At 71.9% G+C, this 14,254-nt stretch carries 14 protein-coding genes and 1 pseudogene; 12 read left to right on the forward strand and 3 right to left on the reverse strand.

Going from position 1 to position 14,254, the window contains the following annotated elements; all coding sequences use genetic code 11:
- From ACIQMV_RS37455 to ACIQMV_RS37495, 9 genes and pseudogenes are all read left to right on the forward strand, one after another.
- Nucleotides 1-174: pseudogene (locus ACIQMV_RS37455) on the forward strand (4-hydroxy-3-methylbut-2-en-1-yl diphosphate synthase); the annotation flags it as partial.
- 295 nt (nucleotides 175-469) lie between these two features.
- Nucleotides 470-1,531, forward strand: a complete 1,062-nt coding sequence (locus tag ACIQMV_RS37460) for a LacI family DNA-binding transcriptional regulator (protein WP_401874814.1) — start codon at nucleotides 470-472, stop codon at nucleotides 1,529-1,531.
- Nucleotides 1,532-1,665: 134 nt separating this feature from the next.
- The gene (locus ACIQMV_RS37465; protein WP_402597552.1) at nucleotides 1,666-2,862 is read left to right on the forward strand and encodes an ABC transporter substrate-binding protein; all 1,197 of its coding nucleotides are present in this window, start codon (nucleotides 1,666-1,668) and stop codon (nucleotides 2,860-2,862) included.
- Nucleotides 2,859-4,235, forward strand: coding sequence for an ABC transporter ATP-binding protein (locus ACIQMV_RS37470; RefSeq protein ID WP_402597553.1), 1,377 nt, complete (start codon nucleotides 2,859-2,861; stop codon nucleotides 4,233-4,235). The genes ACIQMV_RS37465 and ACIQMV_RS37470 overlap by 4 nt, the downstream gene beginning before the upstream one ends.
- A complete protein-coding gene (locus tag ACIQMV_RS37475) occupies nucleotides 4,232-5,167 on the forward strand; it encodes an ABC transporter permease (protein ID WP_402597554.1) in 936 nt (311 codons plus the stop codon). The genes ACIQMV_RS37470 and ACIQMV_RS37475 overlap by 4 nt, the downstream gene beginning before the upstream one ends.
- Nucleotides 5,167-6,057 (forward strand): ABC transporter permease, encoded by an 891-nt coding sequence (locus tag ACIQMV_RS37480; RefSeq protein ID WP_402597555.1) that lies wholly within the window; start codon nucleotides 5,167-5,169, stop codon nucleotides 6,055-6,057. The genes ACIQMV_RS37475 and ACIQMV_RS37480 overlap by 1 nt, the downstream gene beginning before the upstream one ends.
- Nucleotides 6,058-6,202: 145 nt before the next feature.
- Entirely contained in the window at nucleotides 6,203-7,051 is an 849-nt protein-coding gene (locus ACIQMV_RS37485) for a GNAT family N-acetyltransferase (RefSeq protein ID WP_402597557.1), read from the forward strand.
- A gap of 54 nt (nucleotides 7,052-7,105) precedes the next feature.
- Complete coding sequence (locus tag ACIQMV_RS37490; protein WP_225080538.1) at nucleotides 7,106-7,699, forward strand: GNAT family N-acetyltransferase; 594 nt, start codon at nucleotides 7,106-7,108, stop codon at nucleotides 7,697-7,699.
- A 106-nt stretch (nucleotides 7,700-7,805) separates the two neighbouring features.
- Nucleotides 7,806-9,506 carry a proline--tRNA ligase gene (locus tag ACIQMV_RS37495; RefSeq protein WP_402597558.1) on the forward strand — a complete coding sequence of 567 codons (1,701 nt, stop codon included), beginning with the start codon at nucleotides 7,806-7,808 and terminating at the stop codon, nucleotides 9,504-9,506.
- A gap of 392 nt (nucleotides 9,507-9,898) precedes the next feature.
- On the opposite strand, the gene ACIQMV_RS37500 is transcribed toward ACIQMV_RS37495, so the two are convergent.
- From ACIQMV_RS37500 to ACIQMV_RS37510, 3 genes are all read right to left on the reverse strand, one after another.
- On the reverse strand, nucleotides 9,899-10,807 hold the full coding sequence (locus ACIQMV_RS37500) for an aminoglycoside phosphotransferase family protein (protein WP_402597559.1): 909 nt from the start codon (nucleotides 10,805-10,807) through the stop codon (nucleotides 9,899-9,901).
- A gap of 121 nt (nucleotides 10,808-10,928) precedes the next feature.
- Nucleotides 10,929-11,405, reverse strand: coding sequence for a ferritin-like domain-containing protein (locus ACIQMV_RS37505; protein WP_402597560.1), 477 nt, complete (start codon nucleotides 11,403-11,405; stop codon nucleotides 10,929-10,931).
- Nucleotides 11,402-12,013: a hypothetical protein gene (locus ACIQMV_RS37510; protein WP_402597561.1), complete on the reverse strand. Its 612-nt coding sequence runs from the start codon at nucleotides 12,011-12,013 to the stop codon at nucleotides 11,402-11,404. Before ACIQMV_RS37510 ends, ACIQMV_RS37505 begins: the two co-directional genes overlap by 4 nt.
- Before the next feature lie 195 nt (nucleotides 12,014-12,208).
- On the opposite strand from ACIQMV_RS37510, the gene rimP reads away from it, so the two are divergent.
- The 3 genes from rimP to ACIQMV_RS37525 all read left to right on the forward strand — a co-directional run bounded on the left by rimP (nucleotide 12,209) and on the right by ACIQMV_RS37525 (nucleotide 14,142).
- Nucleotides 12,209-12,706, forward strand: coding sequence for a ribosome maturation factor RimP (gene rimP / locus ACIQMV_RS37515; protein ID WP_141357785.1), 498 nt, complete (start codon nucleotides 12,209-12,211; stop codon nucleotides 12,704-12,706).
- 2 nt (nucleotides 12,707-12,708) lie between these two features.
- Nucleotides 12,709-13,695, forward strand: coding sequence for a transcription termination factor NusA (gene nusA, locus ACIQMV_RS37520; RefSeq protein ID WP_402597563.1), 987 nt, complete (start codon nucleotides 12,709-12,711; stop codon nucleotides 13,693-13,695).
- 165 nt (nucleotides 13,696-13,860) lie between these two features.
- Entirely contained in the window at nucleotides 13,861-14,142 is a 282-nt protein-coding gene (locus tag ACIQMV_RS37525; RefSeq protein ID WP_402597564.1) for a YlxR family protein, read from the forward strand.
- Nucleotides 14,143-14,254: the final 112 nt, after the last annotated feature.

Genomic DNA, 14,254 nt, shown 5'->3' on the forward strand with positions numbered 1-14,254 from the left:
GGGGTCGCCTCCGGCAACGGCAAGGGGCAGATCTTCGTCAAGGGGCAGGTCATCAAGACCGTTCCGGAGTCGAAGATCGTGGAGACCCTGATCGAAGAGGCCATGAAGATCGCCGAGCAGATGGAGCAGGACGGCGTCGCCTCGGGCGAGCCGGAGATCTCGGTCAGCGGCTGACCGCAGGACGACGGCTGACCGCAGGACGGTGACCGACCCAGAGCGGCGCGGCCGACCCTCCGGCGGCTCCCGCCCCGCCTGCCGCCTCGCCTCACCCTTCACGCCACACCGCAGCCCCGCCCCTGAAGGGGCGGGGCTGTCCGGTTCTCCGGAAAGCGTCTTCACCGAAATGTTGCGACGGTTCGCCCGTCGCCGCCGTCCACGCCCTCTTCGCGCTCGCTTGTGACTGCTAACTTGCTGACGAGCAGGCCGAGAAATCGCTATCTCGGCGCGGGACGACTCCAGGGGGGATGCGATGACCACAGCGCGGCGCACCGGAGAGCGCGCCGGACACGGTGGTGAGGGGTCCGCGAGGCGGTCCTCCGGGCGGGGGCAGAAACGCGTCACCATCGCCGATGTGGCCCGCGCCTCCGGCGCCTCCGTGTCGACCGTCTCGCGGGTGATCAACCAGGTCGGCACCGTCGCCCCGGACCTCGCCGACCGGGTCCGCGAGACCATCGCCGACCTGGGCTACCGCCCGAACGCCGCGGCGCAGGGCCTGGCCAGGGGCCGCTCCGGCACGCTCGGGGTGCTCGTCCCGGACCTGGCGAACCAGTACTTCCACGACATCATCAAGGCCCTCTCCGCGGTGGCCAGATCCAACGGGTCCCGCGTCCTGGTCATGGACTCCAACGAGGACCCCGCCGCCGAGCGGGAACTGGCCGAGGACCTCGTCCGGTACGCGGACGGCCTGCTGCTCTGCTCCCCGCGGATGCCGCGCGCCGACCTCGTCGCGCTGACCGGCCGCGACACCCCGATCCTGGTCACCAACCGGCAGGAGCCCGGTCTCGGTCTGCGGGCGATCACCGTCGACTTCTTCCGCGGTGTCCTCGCCCTCTGCGGCCACCTCGCCCAGCTCGGGCACCGGGACGTCGTCTACGTCGCCGGCCCCGGGAGCGCCTGGGCCCACCACGAGCGGATGCGCGCCCTCGCCGCCGCCGAGGACTTCGGGCTCCGTGTGCGCACGGTCGACGGAGGCTCCACCGCCGACGACGGATACGCGGCGGCCGACGCCGCCCTCGGCACCGGCGCGAGCGCCGTGATGGCCTACAACGACTTCGTGGCGCTCGGACTGCTGGCGCGGTTCGCCGAACTCGGCGTACGGGTGCCGGACGATGTGTCCCTGACGGGCTTCGACGAGATCGACATGGCGCGCTTCTCGGCGCCGCCCCTCACCACGGTAGCGATTCCCCGAGGTCGACTCGGGCAGGCCGCCGGTGCGGCGCTGCTGCGGCTGATGGCCGGCGAGGATGACATCGAGGGCGAATCCATCCCGGTCGACCTGCACGTTCGCAGTTCGACCGGCGCACCTTCTTGACAGATCCGATGACTGGCAGGATTTTGTTCGGGCACCAGGCTGAGAAAGCGTTTCCTCACTGTCGCTGACGCATATCGGGCCGATGCCCGCAGGGAGTTGCTGTGTCCCGCACCGTCCACAGAGCCAGTCTTCGTATGCCGTCCGTTCAGCGCCTCGTCGCCGCCGGCTTGTTGCTCGCGGTCACGGTGGTCGGATGCAGCGCACCGAGCAGTCAGTCGTCGGGGGACAAGGGGCAGTCCGCCCAGAAGGTGCCGGACAAGCCGAGCAAGCCGGTCTCGCTGGAGATCCTCGACGTCGCCGGGAACCTCCAGTTGACCCAGGGCATGATCGACGAGTTCCGGAAGACGCATCCGGAGATCGTCGGCAAGATCTCGTACTCCAAGGCGCCCGCTCCGGAACTCGCGGGCAAGATCAAGGCGCAGCAGCAGGCGGGCCGCGTCCAGATCGACATGGTCCTCACCGGCACCGACGGCCTCGCCGCGGGGCTCGAGCAGCACCTCTGGGCGGACATGGCCGCGCACCAGGACGCCATCGGCAACCCGGACTACCTGCCGCCGGCGGCGGAGATGGCGAAGCTGGCGCAGGGCAAGGGCACGGCCGTCGTGTACTACCCGTCGGGGCCGCTGTACGAGTACGACCCGGCCAAGGTGCCGAACCCGCCGAGGACCCCGCAGGACCTCCTCGACTGGGCCAAGGCCCACCCCAAGCGCTTCCAGTACGCCGACCCGGCCAACTCGGGCCCCGGCCGTACCTGGCTGATGGGGCTGCCGTACCTCCTCGGCGACAAGGACCCGTCCGACCCCGAGAAGGGGTGGGACAAGACGTGGGCGTACCTGAAGGAACTCGACAAGTACGTCGACGTGTACGGCTCGGGCACCTCCGAGACCATGAAGAACCTGGCCACCGGTCAGGTTGACATGATCATGAGTACCACGGGCTGGTACATCAACCCGCGTGCCCTCGGCACCGTGCCGAAGAAGATGAAGGCCGGTCACTTCGACGACATGACCTGGGTGACCGACGCCCAGTACGCCGTGGTCCCCAAGGGAGTCAGCGCCGACAAGATGTCCGCGGTGCTCAACCTGCTCCACTGGATGCTCACCCCCGAGCAGCAGGCGAAGGCCTACGACGACGGCTACTTCTACCCGGGCCCGGCCGTCAAGGACGTGCCCCTGTCGATGGCGCCCGCCAAGTCCCAGCAGGTCATCAAGGAGTACGGCGTCCCCGAGTTCGACACGTGGATCGACCAGTTCCCGAAGAAGCCGTCGCTGTCCTCGCAGGCGCAGGTCAAGGCATTCGACCTGTGGAACCGTCAGGTGGCCGGCCAGTGACCGCGGCCCGTATCTCGACCCTGCGCCTGGCCGGGGTCACCCGCAGCTTCGGCGGACACCAGGCTCTGCGGGGACTGGACCTGGAGATCTCGGGCGGCGAGTTCGTGGCGCTGCTGGGCCCCTCCGGATGCGGCAAGTCCACCGCCCTCAACTGCCTGGCCGGACTGCTGCCGCTGACCGGCGGCCAGATCTTCCTCGACGGGGAGCGGATCGATCAACTCGCCCCCGAGCGGCGCGGGTTCGGCATGGTCTTCCAGAACTATGCCCTGTTCCCGCACATGACCGTCCGGAACAACGTCGGCTTCGGCCTGAAGATGGCGAAGGTCCCCAGGGCCGAGGCCGCCGAACGGGTCACCAGGGCCCTGGACATGGTGCAGTTGACCGCTCACGCCCACAAACGGCCCGGTCAGCTCTCCGGCGGGCAGCAGCAGCGGGTCGCCATCGCCCGCGCGATCGTCCTGGAACCGCGGCTGGTGCTGATGGACGAGCCGCTGTCCAACCTCGACGCCGCGCTGCGCCTGGAGATGCGGGCGGAGATCCGCCGCCTGCACCAGCGGCTCGGACTGACCACCGTGTACGTCACGCACGACCAGGAGGAGGCCCTCTCCCTCGCGGACCGGCTCGTCGTGCTGCGCGACGGCCGCACCCAGCAGATCGGCACCCCGGAGGAGGTCTACAGCCGCCCGGCCAACCGCTATGTCGCCTCCTTCATGGGCTACCGCACCCTGCTCGACGCCACCGTCACCGGGACCCGCGGCCCCCATGTGGTCGTCGACATCGCGGGCAGCCCGCTCGTCGGGCTCGACCGTGACGGCGTGGCGGCCGGCGGCCGGGTCACGGCGGCCATCCGCCCCGAGGACCTGGACGCGGTGACCGTGGACGAGCCCGCCGACGGCACCTCCGTCACCTCCGTCACCTCCGGCACTCCCGGACTGCCCGCGACGGTCGAGGTCGTCGAGTACCACGGACGCGAACTCGCCGTGCAGGCACGGCTGACGGACGGGCGCCGGGTCCACTTCCGCACCCGGAAACGGCTCGCGCCCGACGAGTCGGTACGGCTCGTCGCACCGCCCGACCGCGTCCTCGTCTTCGCCGCCGACGACGGCGACGGACAGCCGAGCGACAGCGGTACCGGTCCGTCCCGCGGACCGGGTGGCGCCGGCGCCGGGGACGGACCGTCCGCCCCCGGCCTGGCTGCCCCCGGACTGGCTGCCCCCGGACCGGCTGCACCCGGACCGTCCGCCCCCGAGGCCGGGGAGCCGGACTCCGCCGGCCCGCGGAGCCCGGCGGCCGCACCGGCGGACGAGGGCGCGGCGGAGCCTTCCGAGAAGTCGCGGGAGGCGCGTGACACCCCGAAGCAGGTGGCCACATGAGCGCCACCGACACCCGCGCGGCCCCGCCGCCCGCGCCGCCGGAACCCCCGTCCGCCCGGCCCGCGCTCCGCCACCGCCTGGCCGAGCGCGGGGTCGACCGGCTCCTGCTCCTCGCGGTCCCGGGCGTGCTCTTCCTCGCCGTGCTGTTCTGCTACCCCTTCTTCTACGGGCTGGGGCTGTCGTTCCAACCCGCCCAGGGCGGGGGTCCGTTCGCCAACTACCGGCTCTTCTTCAGCGATCCGTATCTGCGGGAGACCCTGTGGATCACCCTGGGCCTGGCCGTGCCCGCCGCGCTGATCAACTGCCTTGCCGCCGTGCCGGTCGCGTTCCGCACCCGCGGAGTGTTCCGCGGCCGGCGGCTGATCACCACGCTGCTGGTCATGCCGATCACCCTCGGGACGGTCCTCACCGCCCAGGGGCTGCTCGGCTACCTCGGCCCCAACGGCTGGTTCAACAAGGCCCTGCTGGGACTCGGCCTCATCGACGAGCCGCTCGCCCTGGTGCACAACTACTGGGGTGTGCTGGCCTCGCTGATCATCACCGGCTTCCCCTTCTCCTACCTGCTGACGCTGTCGTACCTGACCGGTATCGACCCCAGCCTGGAGCAGGCCGCCGCGACGCTCGGCGCGGACTGGCGCAAACGGCTGCGGTACGTGCTCCTGCCGCTGCTCGCACCGGGCCTTGCCATCACCTTCTGCCTGTCGTTCGTCCTGGCGTTCGCGGTGTTCCCGTCCGCCCAACTGGTCGGTGACCCGCGCAAGACCACGCACGTCATCTCGATCGAGGCGTACCAGGCGGCGTTCCAGAAATTCGACTACTCCCTCGGTTCCGCCATCGCCATGATCATGGCCGCGGTGATGCTCGCGGTCGTCGTCCTCGTACTCGCCTGGCGGTCGTTGCTGTACCGAGGAGCGACGGGAGGCAAGGGCTGATGGCCGACCTCGTCCGGACCCCAGCGGCGCAGACCGGTACGGACCCGGCCGCCCCCTCCCGGTGGCGCCGGATCCGCCCCGGCACCTGGATCGCCGCCCTCGTCTTCGGATTCTTCCTCCTCCAACTCGCCGGAGTCATCGGCGTCCCGCTCGTCGACTCCCTGGGCACCCGCTGGTTCACCAGCTGGCTGCCGCAGGGCTGGACGACGAAGTGGTACGGCTCCGCCTGGCGGGAGTTCCAGCTCGGCCAGGTCTTCTGGACGACCGCGCTGGTCTCCGTGCTCGTCGTCGCGCTGTCCGTGGTGATCGGGGTGCCGGCCGCCTACGCGCTGGCCCGGCGGGACTTCCCCGGCAAGAAGGCCGTGCTGCTGCTGTTCGTGCTGCCGATCCTGGTGCCGCCTCTCACCTACGGCATCCCGCTGGCCACCGTCCTGTACAAGTTCCAGCTCGCCGGGACCCTGACCGGGGTGGTGCTGGCGAACCTGGTGCCGTCGGTGCCGTTCGTCGTCCTGACGATGACCCCGTTCATCGAGCAGATCGACCCCAGGATCGAGGCGGCCGCCCGGATGTGCGGGGCCCGAACCGGTTCCGTCCTGCTGCGCGTCCTCGCGCCGCTGCTGGTGCCCGGCATCCTCGCCGCCTCCGTACTGGTCCTGGTCCGCACGGTCGGCATGTTCGAACTCACCTTCCTCACCGCGGGACCGGACAGCCAGACCCTCGTCGTGGCCCTCTACTACGCCGTCTTCTCGGCCGGTATCCGCACCCAGCAGTCCATCGACGCGATGGCCGTGATGTACACGCTGTCGATGCTCGTACTGCTGGTGATCGCCCTGCGCTTCGTCAATCCCACCCAGTTGGTGACCCGCGTCAAGGAGGACCGGTCGGCGTAGGAGACGGCCGCTCCGAGGGGCAGGGGGCCGGCCATTCCCACTGGCAGCGGCGGTGCCGGGCGGCATTCACCGCCGGGCGGCGTCCCCCGTCGCTGCCAGGTACAGTGCGGGAACCAGTAGATCCTCATGGTGAGGCCCCGCCGACGTGTTGACCCAGACGACCACCGCGGTCCTCGGACCGAGCGACCTCGACGCCGCGCTCGCGGTCCTCGGCCGCGAGCCGGTCGTGAACGCCTTCGTGACGTCCCGCGTTCAGGTCGCCGGACTGGACCCGTGGCGGCTCGGCGGAGAGATGTGGGGCTGGTACGAGGACGGCATACTCACGTCCCTGTGCTACGCGGGGGCCAACCTCGTCCCGATCTGCGCCACCCCCAGGGCCGTCCGGGCCTTCGCGGACCGCGCGCGCCGGGCCGGCCGCCGCTGCTCCTCCATCGTGGGACCGGCCGAACCCACCGCCCAGCTGTGGCGGCTCCTGGAACCCGGCTGGGGTCCGGCCCGCGAGATCCGCGCCCACCAGCCGCTCATGGTCACCGACCGCATGCCGTCCGGCATCGCTCCCGATCCCTACGTCCGCCGCATCCGCAAGGACGAGATGGAGACGATCATGCCGGCCTGCGTGGCGATGTTCACGGAGGAGGTCGGCGTCTCCCCGCTCGCCGGGGACGGCGGTCTGCTCTACCAGGCCCGGGTCGCCGAACTCGTCGGCTCCGGCCGCTCCCTCGCCCGCCTCGACGAGCACGGCAAGGTGATGTTCAAGGCGGAGATCGGTGCCGCGACCTCCGAGGCCTGCCAGATCCAGGGCGTGTGGGTGGCCCCCGAGTACCGCGGCCGAGGCCTGGCGGTCCCCGGCATGGCGGCGGTCCTGCGGTACGCGCTGGCCGATGTGGCCCCGGTGGTCAGTCTGTACGTGAACGACTTCAACACCGCGGCCAGGCGCACCTACCTGAAGGCGGGCTTCCAGGAGGTCGGCGCGTTCATGAGCGTTCTCTTCTGACCTGCGCCTCACTGCGCTGTTCAGCGCCTCGTGCACGCCCTGTAGTCTCCCGGCATGGCGCACTTCCCCGGTCACGGACACCGCCGCAGCGACGACGTCGTGATCGGCCCCCTGGACCTGTCGGTCCGCGTCGACGAGGCGCTCGCCGTGCAGGCCGTCGCCTTCGGTCTCGGCGCCGACGAGGTGGCCGTACGCCGGCAGATCGTGCTGCGCCACATGACCTGCCGGGGAGCCCGCGCGCTCGGTGCCACCACGGCCGACGGCCGGCTCGCGGGATTCGTCTACGGCATGCCCAACGACCGCACCCACTGGTGGTCCACCGTCGTCGAGCCCTACCTGCGCGCCCTCGGCCACGACGACTGGCTCGACGACTCCTTCGTGATCACCGAACTGCACGTCCACCCGAGCCACCAGAACCGCGGCATCGGACGGGCCCTGATCACCACCATCACCGACAGTGCGAGCGAGCCCCGCTCGATCCTCTCCGCGATCGACACCGACAGCCCGGCCCGCGGTCTCTACCACTCCCTGGGCTACGAGGACCTCGCCCGCCAGGTGCACTTCCCCAGCGCGCCGAAACCGTACGCCGTGATGGGCGCCCCGCTGCCGCTGCGCCGCCGTCCGGACACGGCGCCCGGTCGGCTTTAACCGATTTCCACCGGCGCGGCAAGCCCGGCTAACCTCCTAGCCATCAGCTTCCCCCACCCTCGGCCTCGCCCGAGCGGGGGCCACCATCGGCAGGAGTACGAGAACCATGGCCAACGCACCGGTCCAGCGCATGTCCCAGTTGTTGGCGAAGACGCTGCGCGACGACCCGGCGGACGCCGAGGTCCTGAGCCACAAGCTGCTGGTCCGCGCGGGCTACGTACGGCGCACCGCCGCCGGGATCTGGACCTGGCTGCCGCTGGGCAAGAAGGTCCTCGCCAACGTGGAGCGGATCGTCCGCGAGGAGATGGACGCGATCGGCGGCCAGGAGGTGCTGCTGCCCGCGCTGCTGCCCCGTGAGCCGTACGAGGCGACCGGCCGCTGGGACGAGTACGGCGCCGAGCTGTTCCGTCTGAAGGACCGCAAGGGCGGCGATTACCTTCTCGGACCGACCCACGAGGAGATCTTCACCCTGCTGGTGAAGGACCAGGCGACCTCCTACAAGGACCTGCCGGTCATCCTCTACCAGATCCAGACCAAGTTCCGGGACGAGGCCCGGCCCCGCGCGGGCATCCTGCGCGGGCGCGAGTTCCTGATGAAGGACTCCTACTCCTTCGACCTCGCCGACGAGGGCCTCGCCGAGTCCTACGCCCTGCACCGCCAGGCCTACCAGCGGATCTTCGACCGCCTGGGCCTGGACTACCGGATCTGCGCCGCGACCGCGGGCGCGATGGGCGGCTCCAAGTCCGAGGAGTTCCTCGCCCCGGCCGCCGCCGGCGAGGACACCTTCGCCGACTGCCCGAACTGCGACTTCGCCGCCAACACCGAGGCGATCGAGTACGAGCTGGTGCCGGTGGACGGCTCCGGCGTGCCCGCGGCCGAGGAGATCCCCACCCCGGACACCCCGACCATCGAGACCCTCGCCGCCTCCCTCGGCGTGCCGGCCTCCGCCACCCTGAAGAACCTGCTGGTCAAGGTCGACGGGGAGATCGTCGCCGTCGGCGTCCCCGGCGACCGCGAGGTGGACCTGGGCAAGGTCGAGGCGCACTTCGCCCCGGCCGCCGTCGAGCTGGTCACCGCCGAGGACTTCGTGGGCCGCCCGGACCTGGTCCGCGGTTACGTCGGTCCGCAGGGCCTGGACAAGGTGAAGTACATCGCCGACCCGCGCGTGGCGCCCGGCACGGACTGGATCACCGGTGCCAACAAGGAGCACACGCACGCGAAGAACGTGGTCGCCGGGCGCGACTTCGAGGTCGACGAGTACGTCGACGTGGTGGTCGTGCAGGACGGCGACCCCTGCCCGAAGTGCGGCACCGGCCTCAAGCTGGACCGGGCCATCGAGATCGGCCACATCTTCCAGCTCGGCCGCAAGTACGCCGACGCCCTCAAGCTCGACGTCCTCGGCCAGAACGGCAAGCCGGTCCGCGTCACCATGGGCTCCTACGGCATCGGTGTCTCCCGCGCCGTGGCCGCCCTCGCCGAGCAGCACGCCGACGACAAGGGCCTGATCTGGTCCAAGGAGGTCGCCCCGGCCGACGTGCACGTGGTCGCCGCCGGCAAGGCCCTGCAGACCGAGGTGGCCCTGGAGGTGTCCCAGAAGCTCGCCGCGGCAGGCGTCCGCGTCCTCGTCGACGACCGGGCCGGTGTCTCCCCGGGCGTGAAGTTCACCGACTCCGAACTCATCGGCGTCCCGCAGATCCTGGTCGTCGGCCGCCGCGCGCCCGAGGGTGTCGTCGAGCTGAAGGACCGCCGCACCGGCGAGCGCGAGGAGCTCCCGATCGAGGAAGCGATCGCCCGCCTCACGGCGTAGTCCTGCCCCGCGACACGGGTCACGGCAGCAAGCGGGGTCAGGCGCGTCCAGCCACCGGGCGAACGAGGACGCGCCGGACCCCGCACCCGCGTCAAGATCCGCCGACCGCTCACTGCCCCCGCGTCACCGCTCTCCCAGGCCGGCGCCCGGCGGGTGCGGAGGAGCGACCGTCATGAGGGCTGTGTCACTGTCGGCCCTGGGGCGTGGGGCCTGGTGGTTCCCGGCCGGCCTGCGCTGCGGAGGCGGCCGCCTCGGCGTTCGGGTCATGTCCTGCGGGCGGGCACTGATCCCTCGCCACCGTCTCCCCGCACCCAGGTCGGCGCCCGGGCAGGCGGGGGAGCGGTCGTCGTCACGGCGGTGCCGCCTGGGGGGTTTCGTCGTGGCCGGGTGGGTCAGAGCCAGGTGGCGAATTCCAGGAGGAGTTCCGCGTCCTTCGGGCGGCCCACGCGGCGGGCGCGCACGCCGGATTCCACGGCCCGGAAGAGCGTCCAGCCGCGCAGGCGGTCGCGGTCGACCTCCAGGGAATCCGCCAGCCGCTTGATCCGGCGCCGAGTGGTGGCGGCGCCGGACGGCGCGGCGATCAGGTCCTCCACCCGGTCGCGGACCAGCCGCGCCAGGTCGAAGGCGGCCTCGCCGACCACCGGGTCCGGGCCCACGGCCAGCCACGGCGCCCGGTCCCCGGCGAGCACCTTGCTCTGCCGGAACGTGCCGTGCAGCAACCGCCGCTCGGGTGGCGCGGCCAGCAGTTCCGCGCGGGCCGTGAGCGCCGCCTCGACCAGCGGCGCCACCTCCGCGTCGGCCTCCGCGCTCGCCCGCATCGCCCCGGCCTGCCGCCCGGTCCGCTCCTCGACCGTCTCGAAGGTGTGCTCGGCGGGCGGTTCGACCCACAGTCGCCGCAGCGTGCCCGCCGCCTCCAGCAGCGCCCGCGCCTCCGGCAGCGACCGCACCGACACGTCCGGATGCAGCCGCTCCAGCAGCAGCACGCCCTCGGCCGGCCCGGCCGGCCCGTCCTCCAGCAGTTGCACGGCGCCCCGCCCGCCCCAGTGCGCGAGCGCCGCCCGCTCGCTCTCCGGGCGGGCCCGGGCAGGGGCCAGTTTGAGCGCGGCCGGTGTCCCGTCCGCCGTCCGCACCAGCACCACGAGGCTGCTGCGTCCGCCGGGCATCTGCACCCGTTCGACGGTCAGCTCGCGCAGTGCCACCGCCTGCCGCGCCAGTCCGGGCAGCTTCTCCAGCCAGTCGTCCCCGTCCGGTGCGGTCTCACCCAGCGCCCGCACCAGACGCCGCGGCGGTTCGAAAGCCATGCGCGAGTCTTTCCTTCCTGACTTCCTGGACGCGTTCTCCGCTGTCGCCGTGGGCGCCTCCTGCGCCGTCCCGTTCCTCCCGTCCGTGTCCGTCCGTGCCCGTCCGGGACATCCGTACGCCCTACGGCGTCGGTGCCGTCGAAGCCGTGGGCGTGCCCGCCGCACCGGCCCGTTCGGCAAGACCAGGGAAGGCTACGCTCCCCCCGCGCCAGCGCACCGCCCGGACCGCCGCCTCGCGCAGCGCCCCGGCTGCCTCCCGCCGTCGCTCGCCCCCGGCCGCCCGGACCAGGTCGGAGTACACCCCGGCCACGCGTTCCTCCAGCTCGGCGGCGAACCGTACCGCCGCCGCGGAGTCCGGCACCGGGAACGGCAGCGTGTAGGCGGCCGCCGCGGCCACCGGCTGCCCGCCCAGATCCCGCACCTCGCGCGCCAGCGCGTCCCGCCGCGCCCGGTGGGCGTCGTACGCCGACCGCGCCTCGGCCCGCCGGCTCTCGCCGATCCGGCCCCCGACGACGCCGTACCCGTACACGGCCGCGTGCTCGGCGGCGAGCGCCGCCTGGAGTGCCTCCAGCCGCCGCCGGTCCGTCACCTGGCTCACTTGTCACCTTCCGTCAGGAGATACGCGTGCGCGGCACCGGCCGCCGCCACCGAGGCCAGCAGGCGGGCCAGTTCGCCGGGCACCTGGAGCAGGGCCGCCGTGCGCCGGTCGGACAAGGAACGCTCGGCGGCGGCGAGCCCCGCCAGGGCGGACTTCGCGGTCTCCCGGGCGGCGGGAGAGCCCGAGGCCTCGGCTCCCGCCGGTGCCCTGGAGTCCTCGGGCGAACCGGATCCCTCGGGCGCGGCCGAGACCGCCGGCGGCACGGTCGAGGCCACCGGCGGCGTGGTCGGCGCCGTCGCGCCGGGCGAGGCCTTCGCGGTGCCGCCGAACGCCTCCGCGTGCGCCGCGACGTGCGCGCGCAGCGGCCGCAGGCGCTCCGCCAGCTCCGGATGCGCGGCCATCACCGCGTCGTACCGCCGCGCCAGCTCCTCGCTGTCGCGTGCCGCACGCGCGCGCATCCGCTCGGCGGCCGACGGGGCCTGGCCCGTGCCGCCGGAGTCGTCGGAACCGGTGGAGCAGCCCACGAGCAGGGCGGCCCCCGCGGCCGAGGCGAGCAGGCTCCTTCTGCGCGGGCCCGCCAGGGCGCGCGGAGGTGAGGGGAACGGCACGGCAGACGTCCTCGGGTGCGTGAACGAAGTGGGAGGGGCGGCTCGCCCATGATCACGGTACCCGCGCCCCGCGCACGCATCACTCAGCGGCACCGCTGCTGCCCAGGTGGACGGCAACACCCCTTCGGACCGGATACCCTTTGACCAGACACGCGACCACCCCACAACAGCACACGCGGCCGAGGAGTCACCCGGATGAGCACCACCCAGAGCGAGAGGCTGCGGGAACTGCTGGAACCGCTCGTCACCTCCCAGGGCCTGGATCTCGAAGAGATCGCCGTGGACTCCGTAGGACGCAAGCGTGTGCTGCGCGTCGTCGTCGACTCCGACACCGGGGCCGATCTGGACCGGATCGCCGATGTGAGCCGTGCGCTCTCGGCGAGGCTCGACGAGACGGACGCGATGGGCGAGGGCGAGTACACCCTCGAGGTCGGCACCCCGGGCGCGGAGCGCCTCCTCAGGGAACACCGGCACTACGTGCGCGCCACGGGCCGGCTGGCCAAGTTCCAGCTGGCCGACGGCGGCGAGCTGGTGGCCAGGATCCTCGGGGTCGACGACGAAGGCCTCGACCTCGAAGTGCCAGGGGTGAAGGGGCGCAAGCCCACGACCCGCAGACTCGGTTTCCCGGACGTCGTCAGGGCACGGGTGCAGGTCGAGTTCAACCGCAAGGACCAGAAGGAAGAGGAGGCGTAGCCGTGGACATCGACATGAGTGCCCTGCGGGGCTTGGTACGAGAGAAGGAGATCTCCTTCGACCTGCTGGTCGAGGCGATCGAGTCGGCCCTCCTCATCGCCTACCACCGCACCGAGGGAAGCCGCCGCCACGCGCGCGTGGAGCTCGACCGGCAGACCGGGCATGTGACCGTGTGGGCGAAGGAGGACCCCCAGGACCTCGAGGAGGGCCAGGAGCCCCGCGAGTTCGACGACACCCCGTCCGGCTTCGGCCGTATCGCCGCCACCACCGCCAAGCAGGTCATCCTGCAGCGGCTGCGCGACGCCGAGGACGACGCGACGCTCGGCGAGTACGCCGGCCGCGAGGGCGACATCGTCACCGGGGTCGTCCAGCAGGGCCGCGACCCGAAGAACGTGCTCGTCGACATCGGCAAGCTGGAGGCCATCCTGCCGGTGCAGGAGCAGGTCCCCGGGGAGACCTACCCGCACGGCCTGCGGCTGCGGTCCTACGTCGTCCGGGTGGCCAAGGGCGTCCGCGGCCCCTCGGTGACCCTGTCCCGTACGCACCCGAACCTGGTGAAGAAGCTCTTCGCCCTGGAGGTCCCGGAGATCGCCGACGGCTCCGTGGAGATCGCCGCGATCGCCCGTGAGGCCGGTCACCGCACCAAGATCGCCGTACGGTCCACCCGTTCGGGCCTGAACGCCAAGGGCGCCTGCATCGGCCCCATGGGCGGCCGGGTGCGCAATGTGATGGGCGAGCTGAACGGCGAGAAGATCGACATCGTCGACTGGTCGGACGACCCGGCCGAGATGGTGGCGAACGCGCTGTCGCCGGCCCGCGTCTCCAAGGTGGAGGTCGTGGACCTGGCCGCCCGGTCCGCCCGCGTCATCGTGCCCGACTACCAGCTGTCGCTGGCGATCGGCAAGGAGGGCCAGAACGCCCGGCTGGCGGCCCGGCTCACCGGCTGGAGGATCGACATCCGCCCGGACACCGAGCAGGCCCCCGAGTAGCCCTCCGGCGAGCAGCCCTCCGAGCAGGCGTCCGGGCAGGACACGCGGGGGAATTCACCCGTCCGGGGGGAATAGATCCGGGCCGCAGGTCGCTCGGATTACGACAACAGCCGTTCGATCTTTGCCCCACAGGGGTGAGGTCGGTGCGGGGAGGTAGACTTAGCTGTGTCTGGCCGGACGCGTGCCCGCGTATGCCCTGAGCGTACCTGTGTGGGATGCCGGGAGCGGGCGGCCAAGATCGAACTGTTGCGGACCGTGGTGGTCGAGGGAGAGTGCGTCCCCGATCCTCGCGGTACGCTGCCCGGCCGGGGTGCGTATGTACATCCCGCCCCGGTCTGTCTCGATCAGGCGGTGCGCCGCCGGGCATTTCCGCGGGCGCTCCGCGTCCCGGGACCGCTCGACGTAACGGCGTTGCGCCGGTACGTCGAGCAGGCACAAGGTTGCTGAGGCAACACGGCAAGGAATGACATGTCGTACGGAAGCCCCCGTGCGGCCTGGTACCTCGCGAGTCGAAAGCAGGTCGAGATTGCGATGAGCACTCGATGAGTACGCGATGAGT

It is taken from the genome of Streptomyces sp. NPDC091412 (assembly GCF_044756885.1).
Classification (GTDB): domain Bacteria; phylum Actinomycetota; class Actinomycetes; order Streptomycetales; family Streptomycetaceae; genus Streptomyces.